Source organism: Streptomyces sp. FIT100, assembly GCF_024584805.1.
In the GTDB taxonomy this organism is placed as follows: Bacteria; Actinomycetota; Actinomycetes; order Streptomycetales; family Streptomycetaceae; genus Streptomyces.
Window position 1 is genome coordinate 3,076,284 of record NZ_CP075715.1, and the last position, 13,751, is coordinate 3,090,034.

Annotated in this window: 11 protein-coding genes; 3 read left to right on the forward strand and 8 right to left on the reverse strand. The window is 73.0% G+C overall.

The window, feature by feature from the left end; genetic code table 11:
• Window positions 1–26: 26 nt before the first annotated feature.
• The 7 genes from KK483_RS13385 to hutU all read right to left on the reverse strand — a co-directional run bounded on the left by KK483_RS13385 (window position 27) and on the right by hutU (window position 9,825).
• Window positions 27–1,097 (reverse strand): GNAT family N-acetyltransferase, encoded by a 1,071-nt coding sequence (locus tag KK483_RS13385; RefSeq protein WP_262009468.1) that lies wholly within the window; start codon window positions 1,095–1,097, stop codon window positions 27–29.
• A gap of 266 nt (window positions 1,098–1,363) precedes the next feature.
• On the reverse strand, window positions 1,364–2,449 hold the full coding sequence (locus KK483_RS13390) for a DUF2278 family protein (protein WP_262005455.1): 1,086 nt from the start codon (window positions 2,447–2,449) through the stop codon (window positions 1,364–1,366).
• Between the two features lie 223 nt (window positions 2,450–2,672).
• On the reverse strand, window positions 2,673–3,842 hold the full coding sequence (locus tag KK483_RS13395; protein ID WP_262009823.1) for a hypothetical protein: 1,170 nt from the start codon (window positions 3,840–3,842) through the stop codon (window positions 2,673–2,675).
• 427 nt (window positions 3,843–4,269) lie between these two features.
• On the reverse strand, window positions 4,270–5,460 hold the full coding sequence (gene hutI, locus KK483_RS13405) for an imidazolonepropionase (protein WP_262005456.1): 1,191 nt from the start codon (window positions 5,458–5,460) through the stop codon (window positions 4,270–4,272).
• Window positions 5,461–5,507: 47 nt separating this feature from the next.
• Window positions 5,508–6,866: a formimidoylglutamate deiminase gene (locus KK483_RS13410; protein ID WP_262005457.1), complete on the reverse strand. Its 1,359-nt coding sequence runs from the start codon at window positions 6,864–6,866 to the stop codon at window positions 5,508–5,510.
• Window positions 6,857–8,047 carry an allantoate amidohydrolase gene (locus tag KK483_RS13415; RefSeq protein ID WP_262009469.1) on the reverse strand — a complete coding sequence of 397 codons (1,191 nt, stop codon included), beginning with the start codon at window positions 8,045–8,047 and terminating at the stop codon, window positions 6,857–6,859. The genes KK483_RS13410 and KK483_RS13415 overlap by 10 nt, the downstream gene beginning before the upstream one ends.
• Before the next feature lie 119 nt (window positions 8,048–8,166).
• On the reverse strand, window positions 8,167–9,825 hold the full coding sequence (gene hutU, locus KK483_RS13420) for a urocanate hydratase (protein WP_262005458.1): 1,659 nt from the start codon (window positions 9,823–9,825) through the stop codon (window positions 8,167–8,169).
• A gap of 105 nt (window positions 9,826–9,930) precedes the next feature.
• On the opposite strand from hutU, the gene KK483_RS13425 reads away from it, so the two are divergent.
• Together KK483_RS13425 and KK483_RS13430 are read left to right on the forward strand one after the other, a co-directional pair.
• Window positions 9,931–11,268: a diaminopimelate decarboxylase gene (locus tag KK483_RS13425; protein WP_262005459.1), complete on the forward strand. Its 1,338-nt coding sequence runs from the start codon at window positions 9,931–9,933 to the stop codon at window positions 11,266–11,268.
• A gap of 36 nt (window positions 11,269–11,304) precedes the next feature.
• Window positions 11,305–11,766 carry an SRPBCC family protein gene (locus tag KK483_RS13430; protein ID WP_262005460.1) on the forward strand — a complete coding sequence of 154 codons (462 nt, stop codon included), beginning with the start codon at window positions 11,305–11,307 and terminating at the stop codon, window positions 11,764–11,766.
• Window positions 11,767–11,909: 143 nt separating this feature from the next.
• On the opposite strand, the gene KK483_RS13435 is transcribed toward KK483_RS13430, so the two are convergent.
• The gene (locus KK483_RS13435) at window positions 11,910–12,263 is read right to left on the reverse strand and encodes a hypothetical protein (protein WP_262005461.1); all 354 of its coding nucleotides are present in this window, start codon (window positions 12,261–12,263) and stop codon (window positions 11,910–11,912) included.
• A 97-nt stretch (window positions 12,264–12,360) separates the two neighbouring features.
• On the opposite strand from KK483_RS13435, the gene KK483_RS13440 reads away from it, so the two are divergent.
• The gene (locus tag KK483_RS13440) at window positions 12,361–13,728 is read left to right on the forward strand and encodes an APC family permease (protein WP_262005462.1); all 1,368 of its coding nucleotides are present in this window, start codon (window positions 12,361–12,363) and stop codon (window positions 13,726–13,728) included.
• Window positions 13,729–13,751: the final 23 nt, after the last annotated feature.

The following is a 13,751-nucleotide window of genomic DNA, read 5'->3' on the forward strand; positions in this document are numbered from 1 at the left end:
GTCCCCCCAAGGGCGCGTGAGCCTGTTCAGTTGCCGCGAAGCCGCCCGACCCGGGTGAGCGTCCTCTGCGCGTACCCGGCGAGCCGTGGCCGGCTCCGTACGTACCGGTGGGCGTGCCGGGCCGGCTCGCGGCTCAGCCAGTAGAGCGCCGCCCTGACGCCCGGACGTGTCGACGAGCCTTCCTGGACGCGAAGTTCACCGGTCTTGAGAGCGTCCTTGTACTCCGCTTCACCCCGGCCGAGGTCGAGCATGCCGATGCCCTCGCGGGCGGCGGCCTCGGCCATCCTGAGGTGGAGGACCAGACCCGGCGAGAACTTCGCGAACTCGGTGTCGTACGCCGGGAACCAGCACGACAGGACGGTGCGCGAGCGCAGCCCGAAGTGCGCGGCGACGGGCCGGTCCGCCGCGTACAGCACGGACAGGACTCCGGAACAGCCGGGCGCGCGGGTGTCGTGCAGCCGTCGCACCAGAGAGCTGATCCACTCCTGCGCGAACCGGTCGCGACGGCCCGTCCTGCGGTACTGCGCGGACTTCCACTCCATGAGCGTGCGCAGCGCGGCCGGGTCCCGCTCGTCGAACACGAACCGTATGCCGCCCGCCTGGCGTGCGAGCTTGCGCTCCTTGGCGGTGGTGGTCCGGTGGAACTTGGGCGACCGGGCACGGAGCCGGGCCTCGTACGCCGCGAACCCCTCGCCGATGTCGATCACGGGCGAGCCGGACTCCTCGGCCGCGTCCGCCGCGAAGAGGCTCTGTCCGGCCTCCAGGTTGTCGAACTCCCACGCCGACAGCGCGCACGCGCGCAGCAGCTCTCGCGCCCCTATGCGCAGCCCGGGCCGCAGCACGGCCCCCTGGCAGTCGGACACGCCGAGCCCGATGGCCCGGCCGTGTCCGAACGCCCCTCTCTCGTACGGGAAGAAGCCGGCCGGTGAGCCGCCTTCCTCGATGACCGCGACCCGCGCGCCGGGCCGCACGCCCGCGACGGCCAGCGTGAACTCCGGCTCCATGAACGGATTCGCGGGCGCCCCGGACTTGGCGCGCAGCTCACGCCAGGACTCCCGCTCCCCCTCATCCAGCTCCCCCGGCCTCACGACACGAATGCGCCACACATCGCTCAACTCGACCCCCCGGTCTCCCCCTTGCTCCCCCTGAGCTTCCCCGGACAGGACGGTACCGGCGGAGAGAGCGGCGGGATAGGGACAGATGGCCAAGCTGTGGATAACTTGTGAAGCCCGTGAAGGGTGGGGCAAACAGGGAGAGCTGTGACCCGGCCCCCAGCCCCAGCCCCAGCCCCAGCCCCGGCGGTACGCACGACGCGCCCGCGCTACGGGCTGGGCGCCAGGGGCCAGGCGCTAGGCGCTAGGCGCTAGGCGTCGAAGCTGATGGGCTCCCCCTCGCGCCCGGCCTGCCCCGCGCTGTACGACACGGCGTGCGCGGTACGGCCCGCCGGATCGGTGAGCGTGATCGTGCCGCCCCGGTTGCCCAGCTGGAAACCGTCGCGTGCGGCGACCGTGACGCGGGCGTCCGGCTCGATGCGCTGGGCGGGGAGGGACAGTCGTCGGCCGTTCCGGTCGGAGAGGTGCCAGCCGTCGAGATCGACCGCGTCCGCCGAGGCGTTGAACAGCTCGACCGTCTCGGCCTCGGGCGCGCCGCCGTCGGGGTTGACCATCGCCGACACGATCCGCACGGACTCCCCGGCGCCGTCACCCGGCGGCTCGGGCCGGTCCGGCTCACCCGGCCGGTCCGGCTCGCCGGGCTGCCCCGGCTCCTGCGGGTCGGTCGGACGCTCCGGCGGAGCCGCCAGGGCGTGCCCGGTGGTGTCGTCGGTCTGCCACGCCTGCGACTGGAAGGCGAGGAAGACGGCCACCCAGCGGGACTCGGCCGGCAGATGGATGAACAGCCCGCCGTCCTGCCACACCCCGTCCTGGGACCTGAACCGCTCGCTGTTCCCCTGGTTCATGTGCACGTCGTGCACGCCGTTCCCCGGCCGGAAGCCGAAGATCTTGTCCTGGGTGCCCTCGGGCCCCCAGCGCTCGCCGAACACGTAGAGCGCCGCCGTCTCGTCCTCGATCGCCTGCTGGACGTGGCTGTCGAGAAGGTCGGCCAGATCGTTGCCCGCACCGGGGAGGTCCGGCGGCAGCGGCCGCATCGACGCCGAGTCGACGAGCCCGCCCCGGACGTAGTCGAGGGCGCCTTCCCCCTCCCGCGACTCCAGCCGCGACCAGCCGCTCCCCGCCGCCGGAAGCAGCTCCGTCACCGGGTGGCGCAGATCCTCGTCCACGAAGTAGAGAAGCTCCGAAGGAGACTCCTGCGACTTGACGTTGACGGCGGCCCGGTAGTCGGTGCCGGCGTCGTCGACGAGATGGATCTGGTAGTGGGGCGTGTCGTCGGCGCCCTCACGCCGGCGCGCGACGGCCCTGGCGGCCAGCACACCGTATTCCTTCAGCGGCATTCTTCATCCTCAACTTCGCGACGGGACAGCCTTGTTGCCGCCGCCCGCGAGATGCGGGCGGCAACCCGACGGGAGTACATCGTCGGCGCCGCCGCGCCTCCAGGCCGACACGCATCCGATCAGATGAAATCCACATGCCAGATGTGTCGAGGAAAGGTGAGGGGGCCGCATGCGGTCGCCTTCGACCGCCTTCGACCGCGGGGCAGGGCCCCGCCCGCCCTGATCAGCGGACGCCGCTCAGGTACACGCCCCAGAGCGCCGCGTACGGGACGACGATCAGCGCGGCCGAGCCCAGCCAGGTCCTCAGCGGGCGACCGGGGGCGAGCGGCAGTGCGCCGTTGACCAGCACCATCAGGGCCAGGACGAAGGCGCCCGACAGCGCCAGGGCCACCATCACCGGGCCGGCGTGGTCGAGCGTGTGGTAGTTGCAGTTCGTCGCCACCGCGATGTCGCCGGCATCACGGCAGTCCATCGGCAGATACTTGGTGAGCAGCCATTGGGCGCAGTACAGCGGGACGATCGCCGGCACACCCACCAGCAGGTTCACCAGGCCGGGGACCCACGGTGGACGCCGCGGTCCATCACCGCTCGCCGGTGCCTCGTCAGGCACCTGTTCGGCGAGTGCCGTGCGCATACTTCCGCTCTGCGGTCCGTGTCCGGCGGTGACGCCTTCCACGACGTTCTTGAGCGTCGCCAGGATCGCGAAGACCACGGTCATCACGACAGCGGCGATGAACAGGAAGTCGAGCCACCAGACGTTCTCGCCGACGACCGTGCCGTCAGCGGATACGCACGCGACTTCCGGCGGAAAGCTGCTTCTGCGCACCTGGTCGCAGAAGTTCGGCAGGTCGTCGTTGACCATGTACGCCCTTGCCCAGCTCAGCGACCAGGCGAGGGAGGCGGCGAACAGCGATGCGAAGAAGGCGCCCCACAAGCGGTTCCGGCGCGCCGGCAACAGATGCGCGTTCGAGGTGGGTGCGGTCATGAGCGCGGAGCGTACCCGGTCCGAGGTGCCGTTCGGCTCCGGGTAGCGCCGAGCAGCCCCTCCCCGGCCCCCAGCCTCACCGCAGGCGACGCAGCAGCCGCCGAAGCCCTCCCCGCCCGCGGCGAGTTCGCGGGGCCGCGGCCGGGGGGGGCGCCCGGTCGCGGTGGTGCCGGGGTGCCAGTGGTCGTCCGGTGAGAGCAGCGGTGCCTTGCGGTCCTGTTGGGCCTGGATCTCGTAGGAGGACTCGTGGGCGGTCACGCGAAAGACCTCGTCGTACGAGGCCATGGCCGCGCGGACGGCCGCGCCGGCGGTGCCGCGGCGGCGGACGCGGGAGGCCGGCCACGCGAAGCAGCCCAGGACCGCGGCGAGGGCGCCGGCGAGCATGAGGAGCGGGAGGTATTCGCGCATGGGGGAGCCTACGCGCGGGGTTCCCCCACCGGGCGTCGCCGGCCTGTCGCACCCGCTCGCCGAGCCGGCGGGTCCGGAGCCGGTGCGCCCCGGCGGCAGACGGCGGCCATCGGTGCAGCGCTGGGCCGGCCGGTGCGGTTCGTGGAGCAGAGCCGGGCGCGGGCGCGGTTGGTGCGGTTCGTGCCGGACCGCGTGGCGGACGACACGCTCGACGTCCTCGGGAGGCCGTCGTGGGCGCGCCAGAGCCGGGAGCGGGGGCGGGGAGCGGGACGAGCGGGAGCGACGGCAGCGGGAGCGGCAGGAGCGGCGAGGGCGAACGGTCCGCGACGCGACACCGGCGGGCGGCGGGTGAGCCCCGGCATCGAACGGGGCCTGGGCCGCCCGCCCCGGACCTTCGCCGAGTGGGCGGCGCGCACCGCCGGTGCGTTCAGCCGGCCGACCTGGTTCCCTCGGCCACCTGAACGCCCCGCCGCCACACGGCGGAGACGAGCGGCACCCCGGGCCGGTACGCCAGGTGGACGTGTGACGGGGCGTCGAGGAGGGCCAGGTCGGCGCGGGCGCCGGGGGTGAGGCGGCCGATGTCCGTGCGCCGGAGGGCTGCCGCGCCGCCCGCCGTCGCGGACCAGAGGGCCTCGTCCGGGGTCATGCCCATGTCCCGTACGGCGAGCGCGATGCAGAACGCCATCGAGGAGGTGAAGGACGAACCCGGGTTGCAGTCGGTCGAGAGCGCGACGGTCACGCCCGCGTCGAGCAGCCGGCGCGCGTCCGGCCACTCGGCGCGGGTGGAGAACTCGGCGCCGGGCAGGAGCGTCGCCACCGTGTTGCCGCTCGCGAGGGCGTCGACGTCTTCGGCGGTGAGGTGGGTGCAGTGGTCGGCGCTGGCCGCGTCGAGTTCGACGGCGAGCTGGACCCCGGGGCCGTACGACAGCTGGTTGGCGTGGACGCGCGGGGTGAGCCCCTTCGCCTTGCCCGCGGTGAGGATCGCGCGGGCCTGGTCGCCGTCGAAGGCGCCCTTCTCGCAGAAGACGTCGACCCAGCGGGCGTACGGCGCGCAGGCGTCGAGCATCTCGCCGGTGACGAGGGCGACGTAGGCCGCCGGGTCGGCGGCGTAGTCCGGGGACACGACATGGGCGCCGAGGTACGTCACCTCGTCGGTGTGGCGTGCGGCGATGCGGAGGGCGCGGGCCTCGTCCTCGACGGTGAGCCCGTAGCCGGACTTGGTCTCGAACGTCGTCGTGCCCTGGCGCAGCGCCTCGGCGAGATAGCGGGTGAGGTTGGCTTCGAGCTCGGCGTCGGTGGCGGCGCGGGTCGCGGCGACGGTGGTGCGGATGCCCCCGGCGGAGTAGGCGCGTCCGGACATGCGGGCGTTGAACTCGGCGGTGCGGTCGCCCGCGAAGACGAGGTGGGAGTGGGAGTCGACGAAGCCGGGGACGGCGGCGCGGCCGGCCGCGTCGTACGCCGTGTCGGCGGCGGGGGCGTGGGCGGCGGGACCGACCCAGGCGACGGTGCCGCCGTCCATGACGACGGCCGCGTCCTGGATCAGGCCGAGCGGGCCCTCGCCCGCGGCGGGATCGTTGGTGACGAGGGTGGCGATGTTGGTGACGAGGGTGGTGGTCATGGGTTCCTCTCCGTGGGGGCGCCGGGCCGGCGGGTCGGGCGGCGGCGTCAGGACCGCAGCGCCGCGATGGACTCCGCCAGTGCCGACGGGACGTCCGGGACCAGGGCGTGGGCGCCGTCCCATACCACGTGGCGGCCCGCCACCACCGTGTGGCGGATGTCCGCCGGCGTCGCCGCGAAGACCGCCGTCTCGGCGCCGAGCCTCGGCACCGGGCCCGCCGTCCGTACGGAGTCGAGGGCGACGGTCGTGAAGTCGGCGAGCGCGCCCGCCTCCAGGCGGCCCGCGTCGGACCAGCCGAGCGCCGCGTGCCCGTCCTCGGTCGCCGCGCGCAGCAGCGCCGCCGCGGTCCAGTGGCCGCGGGTGCGGGAGCGCAGGCGCTCGTTGAGTTCCATGGCCCGCGCCTCCTCCAGGAGGTCGATGACCGCGTGGCTGTCGCTGCCCAGCGAGAGCGGGGAGCCCGCCTGCTGGAGCGGGAGCGCGGGGCCGATTCCGTCGGCCAGGTCCCGCTCGGTGGTCGGGCACATGCACGTACCCGTACCGCTGCCGCCGAGCAGCGCGATGTCCTCGTCCGTCAGATGGGTGTTGTGGACACCCGTCGTGTGCCGGCCCAGCACTCCGTGGTCGGCGAGCAGCCGCGCCGGGGTGCAGCCGTATGCGGCGAGGCAGGCGTCGTTCTCGGCGGTCTGCTCGGAGAGATGGACGTGGAGGGGTGCCTCACGGGAGGCCGCCCACGAGGCGACCGTCGACAGCTGCGCGGCCGGAACGGCCCGTACGGAGTGGATCGCCGCCCCGATCCGTACGAGTTCGCCGTCCTTCAGGAGCGACGCCCGCTCCGCCCACGCCTCCGCCGTGCCGTCGGAGAAGCGGAGCTGGTGCGCGGTCGGGGGCTCCCCGCTGTGCTTGTCCCTGATGGCGGCCGCCAGATACACCGTGTCGAGCAGCGTGATCCGGATGCCCGCGTCGCCGGCCGCCGCGATCAGCGCCTCGCCCATGGCGTTCGGGTCGGCGTAGGGCGTGCCGTCCGGCGCATGGTGCACGTAGTGGAACTCGCCCACCGCCGTGACCCCGGCCAGCGCCATCTCCGCGTACACCGCCCGCGCCAGTGCGTGGTACGACTCCGGCGTCAGCCGCGCGGCGACCCGGTACATGAACTCCCGCCAGGTCCAGAAGGTCCCCGACCCGACCTGGACGAGGCCGCGCAGGGCCCGGTGGAAGGCGTGCGAGTGGGCGTTCGCCAGGCCGGGGAGCGTCAGGCCGCGCAGGATCACGGCGCCCGGCGGCGGGGCCTCCGCCTCCGCCCCGGTCCGTACGGCCGCGATCCGTCCTTCGCGCACGTCGAGCACCACGCCGGGCTCGACGTGCGTGCCCAGCCAGGCGTGTTCCAGCCAGTACGTCGTCACCTGCACGCCAGTCCCTCCAGTACGTCGGCGAGCGCGAGGACCCCGGCGACGCAGTCGTCCTCCGCCGCGTACTCGGCCGGGGAGTGCGAGACCCCCGTCGGGTTCCGTACGAACAGCATGGCGGTCGGGACGGAGCCGGACAGGATTCCGGCGTCGTGTCCCGCGCCCGTGCCGAGCACCGGGACCCGCCCGCCGAGCAGCCGGCCGAGCTCGTCGCGCAGCGCGTGCTCGAACTCGACGACCGGTGTGAACGACTCCCGTACGACCGCGAGGTCCACGCCGTCCCGCTGCGCGCGGTCCTTCGCGGCCTGCTCGATCGCGGCGACGACCGTGTCGAGGGTGGCCTGGTCGGCGGCGCGGGAGTCGAGCCAGCCGCGGACGAGGGACGGGATGGCGTTGACGCCGTTCGGCTCGACGGAGATCTTGCCGAAGGTCGCGACCGCACCCGCGAGTTCCGCCTCGCGGCGGGCGGCGAGGACGGTCTCGGCGTACGTCAGCATCGGGTCGCGGCGGTCGGCGAGGCGGGTCGTGCCGGCGTGGTTGGCCTCGCCGCGGAAGTCGAACCGCCAGCGGCCGTGCGGCCAGATGGCGCTCGCGATGCCGACGGGGTCGCCGGACAGGTCGAGGGCCCGCCCCTGTTCGACGTGGAGTTCGACGAACGCGCCGATGCGGGCGAGGCGTTCGGGGTCGGGGCCGATGGCGTCCGGGTCGTAACCGGCCGCCTCCATGGCCTGGGGGAGGCTCACGCCGTCCCCGTCCCGGAGTCCGTACGCCTGGGCCTTGGTCAGCTGCCCGGCGGTGAGGCGGGAGCCGACGCAGGCGAGGCCGAACCGGGCGCCCTCCTCGTCACCGAAGTTGGTGACGGCCACGGGCCTGGCGAACTCCGCTCCCCTGCGGCGTAGTTCGTCGAGCGCGGCGAAGGAGGACACGACGCCGAGGGGGCCGTCGAAGGCGCCGCCGTCGGGGACGGAGTCCAGGTGGGATCCGGTGACGACGGCGTCCCCCGCGGTGGGGTCGCCGAGCCAGGCCCACTGGTTGCCGTTGCGGTCGGTCTCGTAGGTCAGGCCGCGGGCCTCGGCCTGCTCCTGGAACCAGGTGCGGCAGTCGGCATCGGCTCCGGTCCAGGCGAAGCGGCGGTAGCCGCCGGTGTCCGCATGGCGCCCGACGGGCCGGAGCTCGGCCCACATCCGGTGGAAGGACGCGCCTGCCGCGGCCGGAGCGCCCGGTGCGTGGGCGGGTGCGGGCCGGTGAGCGGGCGCTGCCCCGGCAGCCGGGGCGCGGCCCGGACCGGGGCCGCCGGAGGCGGTCACGACTCCTCCCGCATCGGGATGCGGACGTCCCGCTCCCGGGCGACCTCGTCCGCGATGTCGTAGCCCGCGTCGACGTGGCGGATCACGCCCATACCGGGGTCGTTCGTCAGTACGCGGCGGATCTTCTCGCCGGCCAGGGGCGTGCCGTCGGCCACCGTCACCTGGCCCGCGTGGATCGAGCGGCCCATGCCGACGCCTCCGCCGTGGTGGATCGACACCCACGACGCGCCGGATGCCACGTTCACCATCGCGTTGAGCAGCGGCCAGTCGGCGATGGCGTCCGAGCCGTCGAGCATCGCCTCGGTCTCGCGGTAGGGGGAGGCGACCGATCCGCAGTCGAGGTGGTCGCGGCCGATGGCCAGCGGCGCCGCGAGCTCGCCGCCCGCCACCATGTCGTTGAAGCGCTCGCCCGCGCGGTCGCGCTCGCCGTAGCCGAGCCAGCAGATGCGCGCGGGGAGGCCCTGGAAGTGGACGCGCTCGCCGGCCATCTTGATCCAGCGGGCCAGGGACTCGTTCTCCGGGAAGAGGTCGAGCATCGCGCGGTCGGTCTTCGCGATGTCGGCGGGGTCGCCGGAGAGCGCCGCCCACCGGAAGGGGCCCTTGCCCTCGCAGAAGAGGGGCCGGATGTAGGCGGGCACGAAGCCGGGGAACGCGAACGCCCGGTCGTAGCCGGCCAGCTGCGCCTCTCCACGGATGGAGTTGCCGTAGTCGAAGACCTCGGCGCCCGCGTCCATGAAGCCGACCATCGCCTCGACGTGCCTGGCCATCGACTCGCGCGCGCGGGTGGTGAAACCGGCCGGGTCCTTCGCCGCGTACGACGCCATGTCGTCGAAGTCGACGCCCACCGGCAGGTACGACAGCGGGTCGTGGGCCGAGGTCTGGTCGGTCACGATGTCGATCGGGGCGCTCTCGGCGAGCATCCGCGGGAGCAGTTCGGCGGCGTTGCCGAGCAGGCCGATGGAGAGCGGCTTGCGCTGGTCGCGGGCCTCGGTGGCGAGCTGGAGGGCATGCTCCAGGCTGTCGGCCCGCACGTCCAGGTACCGGTGCTCGATACGGCGCTCGATCGCGCGCGGATCGCAGTCGATACAGATCGCGACGCCGTCGTTCATGGTGACGGCGAGCGGCTGGGCGCCGCCCATTCCGCCCAGACCGGCGGTCAGCGTGATCGTCCCGGCCAGTGTCCCGTTGAACTTCTTGGCCGCGACCGCCGCGAAGGTCTCGTAGGTGCCCTGGAGGATGCCCTGCGTACCGATGTAGATCCAGGAGCCGGCGGTCATCTGGCCGTACATGGTGAGCCCGAGGGCCTCCAGGCGCCGGAACTCCTCCCAGTTGGCCCAGTCGCCGACCAGGTTGGAGTTGGCGATGAGCACGCGCGGCGCCCACTCGTGGGTCTGCATGACGCCGACCGGGCGGCCGGACTGGACGAGCATCGTCTCGTCCTGCTTCAGCGTCCGCAGCGTGCGCACCATGGCGTCGAAGGAGCGCCAGTCGCGCGCCGCCTTGCCCGTGCCGCCGTAGACGACGAGCTTGTCGGGGTGCTCGGCGACCTCCGGGTCGAGGTTGTTCTGGAGCATGCGCAGCGCGGCTTCCTGCTGCCAGCCGAGGGCGTTCAGTCCCGTGCCACGCGGTGCCCGTACCGGGCGGGGTCCAGACATGCCGATGCCTCCTCGCGACGTTGAATCATCTATTCACATCCTGTCGTGTTGAATAATTTCAGTCAACATCTGCACGGCGGCGCCGTGGGTGATTGGCTTGACTGCATGGCTCCAGACGCCTCGAACCGCACACTTCCGGACCGCCGCGACCAGGCCGTGGGCGCCGCCGTGGAGCAAGGGCTGCTCACGGAGGCCGAACCCGTCACCGCCCTCCTCGACATCGACGGCATACGGGCCTCGGCCGCCGCCCTCACGGCCGCCTTCCGCGAGGTCACCGACGCCCCCGTGCTGCACGCCTTCGCCGTGAAGGCCGCCCCGCTGGTGCCGGTGCTCCGGCTGCTGGACAGCGAGGGCATCGGCGCGGAGGTCGCCAGCCCGGGTGAGCTGGCACTGGCCCGCGCCGCGGGCGTACCGCCCGAGCGGACCGTGCTCGACTCCCCCGCCAAGACGCACGCCGAACTGCGCGAGGCCCTCGGCCTCGGCATCGCCGTCAACGCCGACAACCCGCAGGAGCTGGAGCGGATCGACGCCCTGGTCGAGGCGGGGGCCGCCGGGCGCTCACAGCTCGGCCTGCGGGTCAACGCCCAGATCGGCGCGGGCGCGATCGGGGCGCTGTCCACGGCCACGGAGACCTCCAAGTTCGGGGTCGCGCTGCGCGACGAGGGCGCCCGCGAGCGCGTCGTCCGGGCGTTCCTCGACCGGCCGTGGCTGACCCGGCTGCACACCCACTCGGGCTCGCAGGGGCTGGCACCGGAGTTCATGGCCGGCGGCGTACGGGCCGTGTACGAGCTCGCCGAGGAGATCAACGCGGCCGCGCGGCGCCGGCAGATCGACACCATCGACATCGGCGGCGGACTGCCCGTCAACTTCACCTCCGACGAGGAGACCCCCACCTTCGCCGACTACGCCCGGCTGCTGCGCCGGGAGGTGCCGGGCCTCTTCGACGGGCGGTACGGCCTGGTCACCGAGTTCGGCCGGGCGCTCCTCGCCAAGCACGGCACGGTCCTCGCGCGGGTCGAGTACGCCAAGTCGGCGGGCGGGCGGCCCATCGCGGTCACCCATGCGGGCGTGCAGGTCGCCACCCGCACCGTCTACGACCCCGGCTCGTGGCCGGTCCGGATCACCGCGTACGACGCCAAGGGCCGCCCGAAGGCGGGCCCCGACGTCGTGCAGGACATCGCCGGCCCGGCCTGCTTCTCGGGAGACCTGCTCGCCGCCGCCCGGCCGCTGCCGCTCCTTGAGCAGGGTGACGTGATCGCGGTCCTGGACACCGGCGCGTACTACTTCACCAGCCACTACGCGTACAACAGCCTGGTGCGCCCCGCCGTCCACGGCTTCCGCGACGGCCAGGACGGCGTCGCCTTCACCGCCGTACGGGAGGCGCAGACCATGGCCGCGATCGTCGCCGAGTCGGGCGGCGATCGCCCCGATGCGCTGCTGTAGCGGGCGACTGTCGTACCCCGGTGGTTGCATGGAGCCATGAGCAGAAGTGTTGTCGTCGAGCGGCGGATCGCCGCCGCCCAGGGTCCCGTGTGGGAGGCCCTCACCGACCTGCAGGGCATGGAGCGGGTGCTCAGCGGGGTGACGAAGGTCGAGGTCCTCACCGACGGGGGCTTCGGCGTCGGCACACGCTGGCGCGAGACCCGGCGGATGCTGGGCAAGGAGGCCACCGAGGAGATGCGGGTGACCGCGAGCGAGCCGCCCGAGCGCTATGTGGTGGAGGCCGAGTCGCACGGCGCGCACTACGTCTCGGAGTTCCTGCTGCGGGCGGACGGGCCGGCGACGACGACGGTCCGGATGACGTTCTCGGCCCGGCCGCCGGGCGGCTTCGCGGGGCTGCTCGCCAAGGTGCTGGGCGGCGTGGGCGCACGGGCCGTGAGCAAGGCGATCGAGAAGGACCTCGCCGATGTGGCCGCGTCGGTGGAGGGCCGCAGCGGCTGAGCGCGACGGCACGTCCGCGCGCCGAATGCGCCCAGGGCCTGCCGTCCGGATCAGGCCCCGCTTTCCCTGACGGACGTCCGCGATCCCCTCGAAGCCGAGGCCGCGGGCTGGTGCGCGAAGTGGCCGGTGCCGGGCGAGCGGGGCTACGCCAGGCGCTCGGCGCGGGCCGCCTCCTCGGGGGTCACGTCGGCGGGGCCGCTGGTGAGCAGCCTCCAGTGGGTGACCGTCGCGTCCGGGCCCCGGAGGCGGCCCCCGGACAGTGCGTGGTCGATGCGGTCGCGCACCGTCTGCTCCGCGGCCGGCCCGGTGGCGAACAGGGTGCGCAGCAGCACCCGGTCCCCCGTCCGTTCCGCCCGTGTGTGGTGCGGGGCGAGCGGGCACGGTGGCTCGTGATCCCAGTCTCCGCACAGCGCGGCGGTGATCGCCGCGCCCGGCGCCCGCAGATCCGCGTCCGGCCGCATGCCGAGGACCGCCACGTGGACATAGGCACGCCGCATGAGGCCAGTATGCGGACCGGCGGCGCGTGTTTCCGCCCGTACGGCTGAACCGTACGACCGTACGCATCACACCAGGCCGGGCGGGCAAAGGTGTCACATGGCCACATCCACAACCACGGACACACCGGAACACCAGCCGTCGCTCAAGCGGGCCATCGGCCCGAAGCTGCTGATCCTCTTCGTCATCGGCGACATCCTGGGCACCGGCATCTACGCCACGACCGGGAAGGTCGCGGGCAAGGTCGGCGGCGCGCTGTGGCTGCCGTTCGTGATCGGCTTCGTCGTCGCGGTGATGACGGCGGCGTCCTACGTCGAGCTCGTCGGCAAGTACCCGAAGGCGGCCGGTGCCGCGCTCTACACGCAGAGGGCGTTCAAGCTCCCCTTCCTGACCTTCATCATCGCCTTCATGGTGATGTGCTCGGGGCTGTCGTCCGCGAGCGCGGCCGCCCGCGCGTTCAGCGGCGACTACTTCCTGGAGTTCACCGATGCCGTCCCGCCGACGCTGATCGCGATCCTCTTCATCCTCGCGCTCGCCGCGCTCGCGCTGCGCGGTGTTTCCGAGTCCGTGAAGACCAACGTGGTGCTGACCCTCGTCGAACTGACCGGACTGCTGATCATCCTCGCGATCGGCGCGTGGGCGGTGCTGACGGGCGGCGGGGAGCCGTCCCGGCTGGGCGAGTTCCAGGCGGAGGGCACGGGGTTCGCGCTGCTGACGAGCGTGCTGGGCGCCACCGCGCTGGGCTTCTTCGCCTTCGTCGGCTTCGAGGACTCGGTCAACATGGCGGAGGAGACCAAGGATCCGGTGCGCACCTTCCCGCGCGCGATCTTCCTGGGAGTGGCCGTGACCGGCACGATCTATGTGCTGGTCGCGCTGGTGTCCTCGCTGCTCGTGGACTACCGGGTGCTGGAGACGTCGAGCGGGCCGCTGCTGGAGGTCGTCAAGGCCGGCGGTGTCGACTTCCCGCCGAAGCTCTTCGCGCTCATCGCGCTCTTCGCGGTCACCAACTCGGCGCTGATCAACATCATGATGGCCTCGCGGCTCTGCTACGGACTCGCCAACGAGAAGGTGCTGCCGCGCGGCATGGGCCGGGTGCTGCGCAACCGCCGTACGCCCGTCACCGGCATCGTCTTCGTCACCCTGATCGCCATCGGCCTCGTCTCGACGGGCGGGATCGAAGGGCTCGGCGACACCACGGCGTTCCTGCTGCTCTGCGTCTTCACGGTGGTCAATATCGCGGTGCTGGTGCTCCGCAAGGACCATGTCGAGCACCGGCACTTCCGTACGCCCACGATCCTGCCGGTACTGGGGGCGATCACCTCGCTCATCCTGGCCAGCCCGCTGTCGGAGCGGGGGACGGACGTGTACATCCGGGCGGGGGTGCTGATCGGGATCGGGATCGTGCTGTGGGGGGTCAACAAGGTGTGGATGAAGGTGCGGCACGAGGAAGAGGCGTCCCGACGCTGAGCCCGCCGATCCCGCCGGGCCTG

Coding starts and splice junctions, on each gene's coding strand:
- KK483_RS13390 (WP_262005455.1), bottom strand. CDS start 2,449: ATGCCGCTGAAGGAATACGGTGTGCTGGCCGCCAGGGCCGTCGCGCGC.
- KK483_RS13395 (WP_262009823.1), bottom strand. CDS start 3,842: ATGCGCGAATACCTCCCGCTCCTCATGCTCGCCGGCGCCCTCGCCGCG.
- hutI (WP_262005456.1), bottom strand. CDS start 5,460: ATGACCACCACCCTCGTCACCAACATCGCCACCCTCGTCACCAACGAT.
- KK483_RS13415 (WP_262009469.1), bottom strand. CDS start 8,047: ATGTGGGCCGAGCTCCGGCCCGTCGGGCGCCATGCGGACACCGGCGGC.
- hutU (WP_262005458.1), bottom strand. CDS start 9,825: ATGTCTGGACCCCGCCCGGTACGGGCACCGCGTGGCACGGGACTGAAC.
- KK483_RS13425 (WP_262005459.1), top strand. CDS start 9,931: ATGGCTCCAGACGCCTCGAACCGCACACTTCCGGACCGCCGCGACCAG.
- KK483_RS13430 (WP_262005460.1), top strand. CDS start 11,305: ATGAGCAGAAGTGTTGTCGTCGAGCGGCGGATCGCCGCCGCCCAGGGT.
- KK483_RS13435 (WP_262005461.1), bottom strand. CDS start 12,263: ATGCGGCGTGCCTATGTCCACGTGGCGGTCCTCGGCATGCGGCCGGAC.
- KK483_RS13440 (WP_262005462.1), top strand. CDS start 12,361: ATGGCCACATCCACAACCACGGACACACCGGAACACCAGCCGTCGCTC.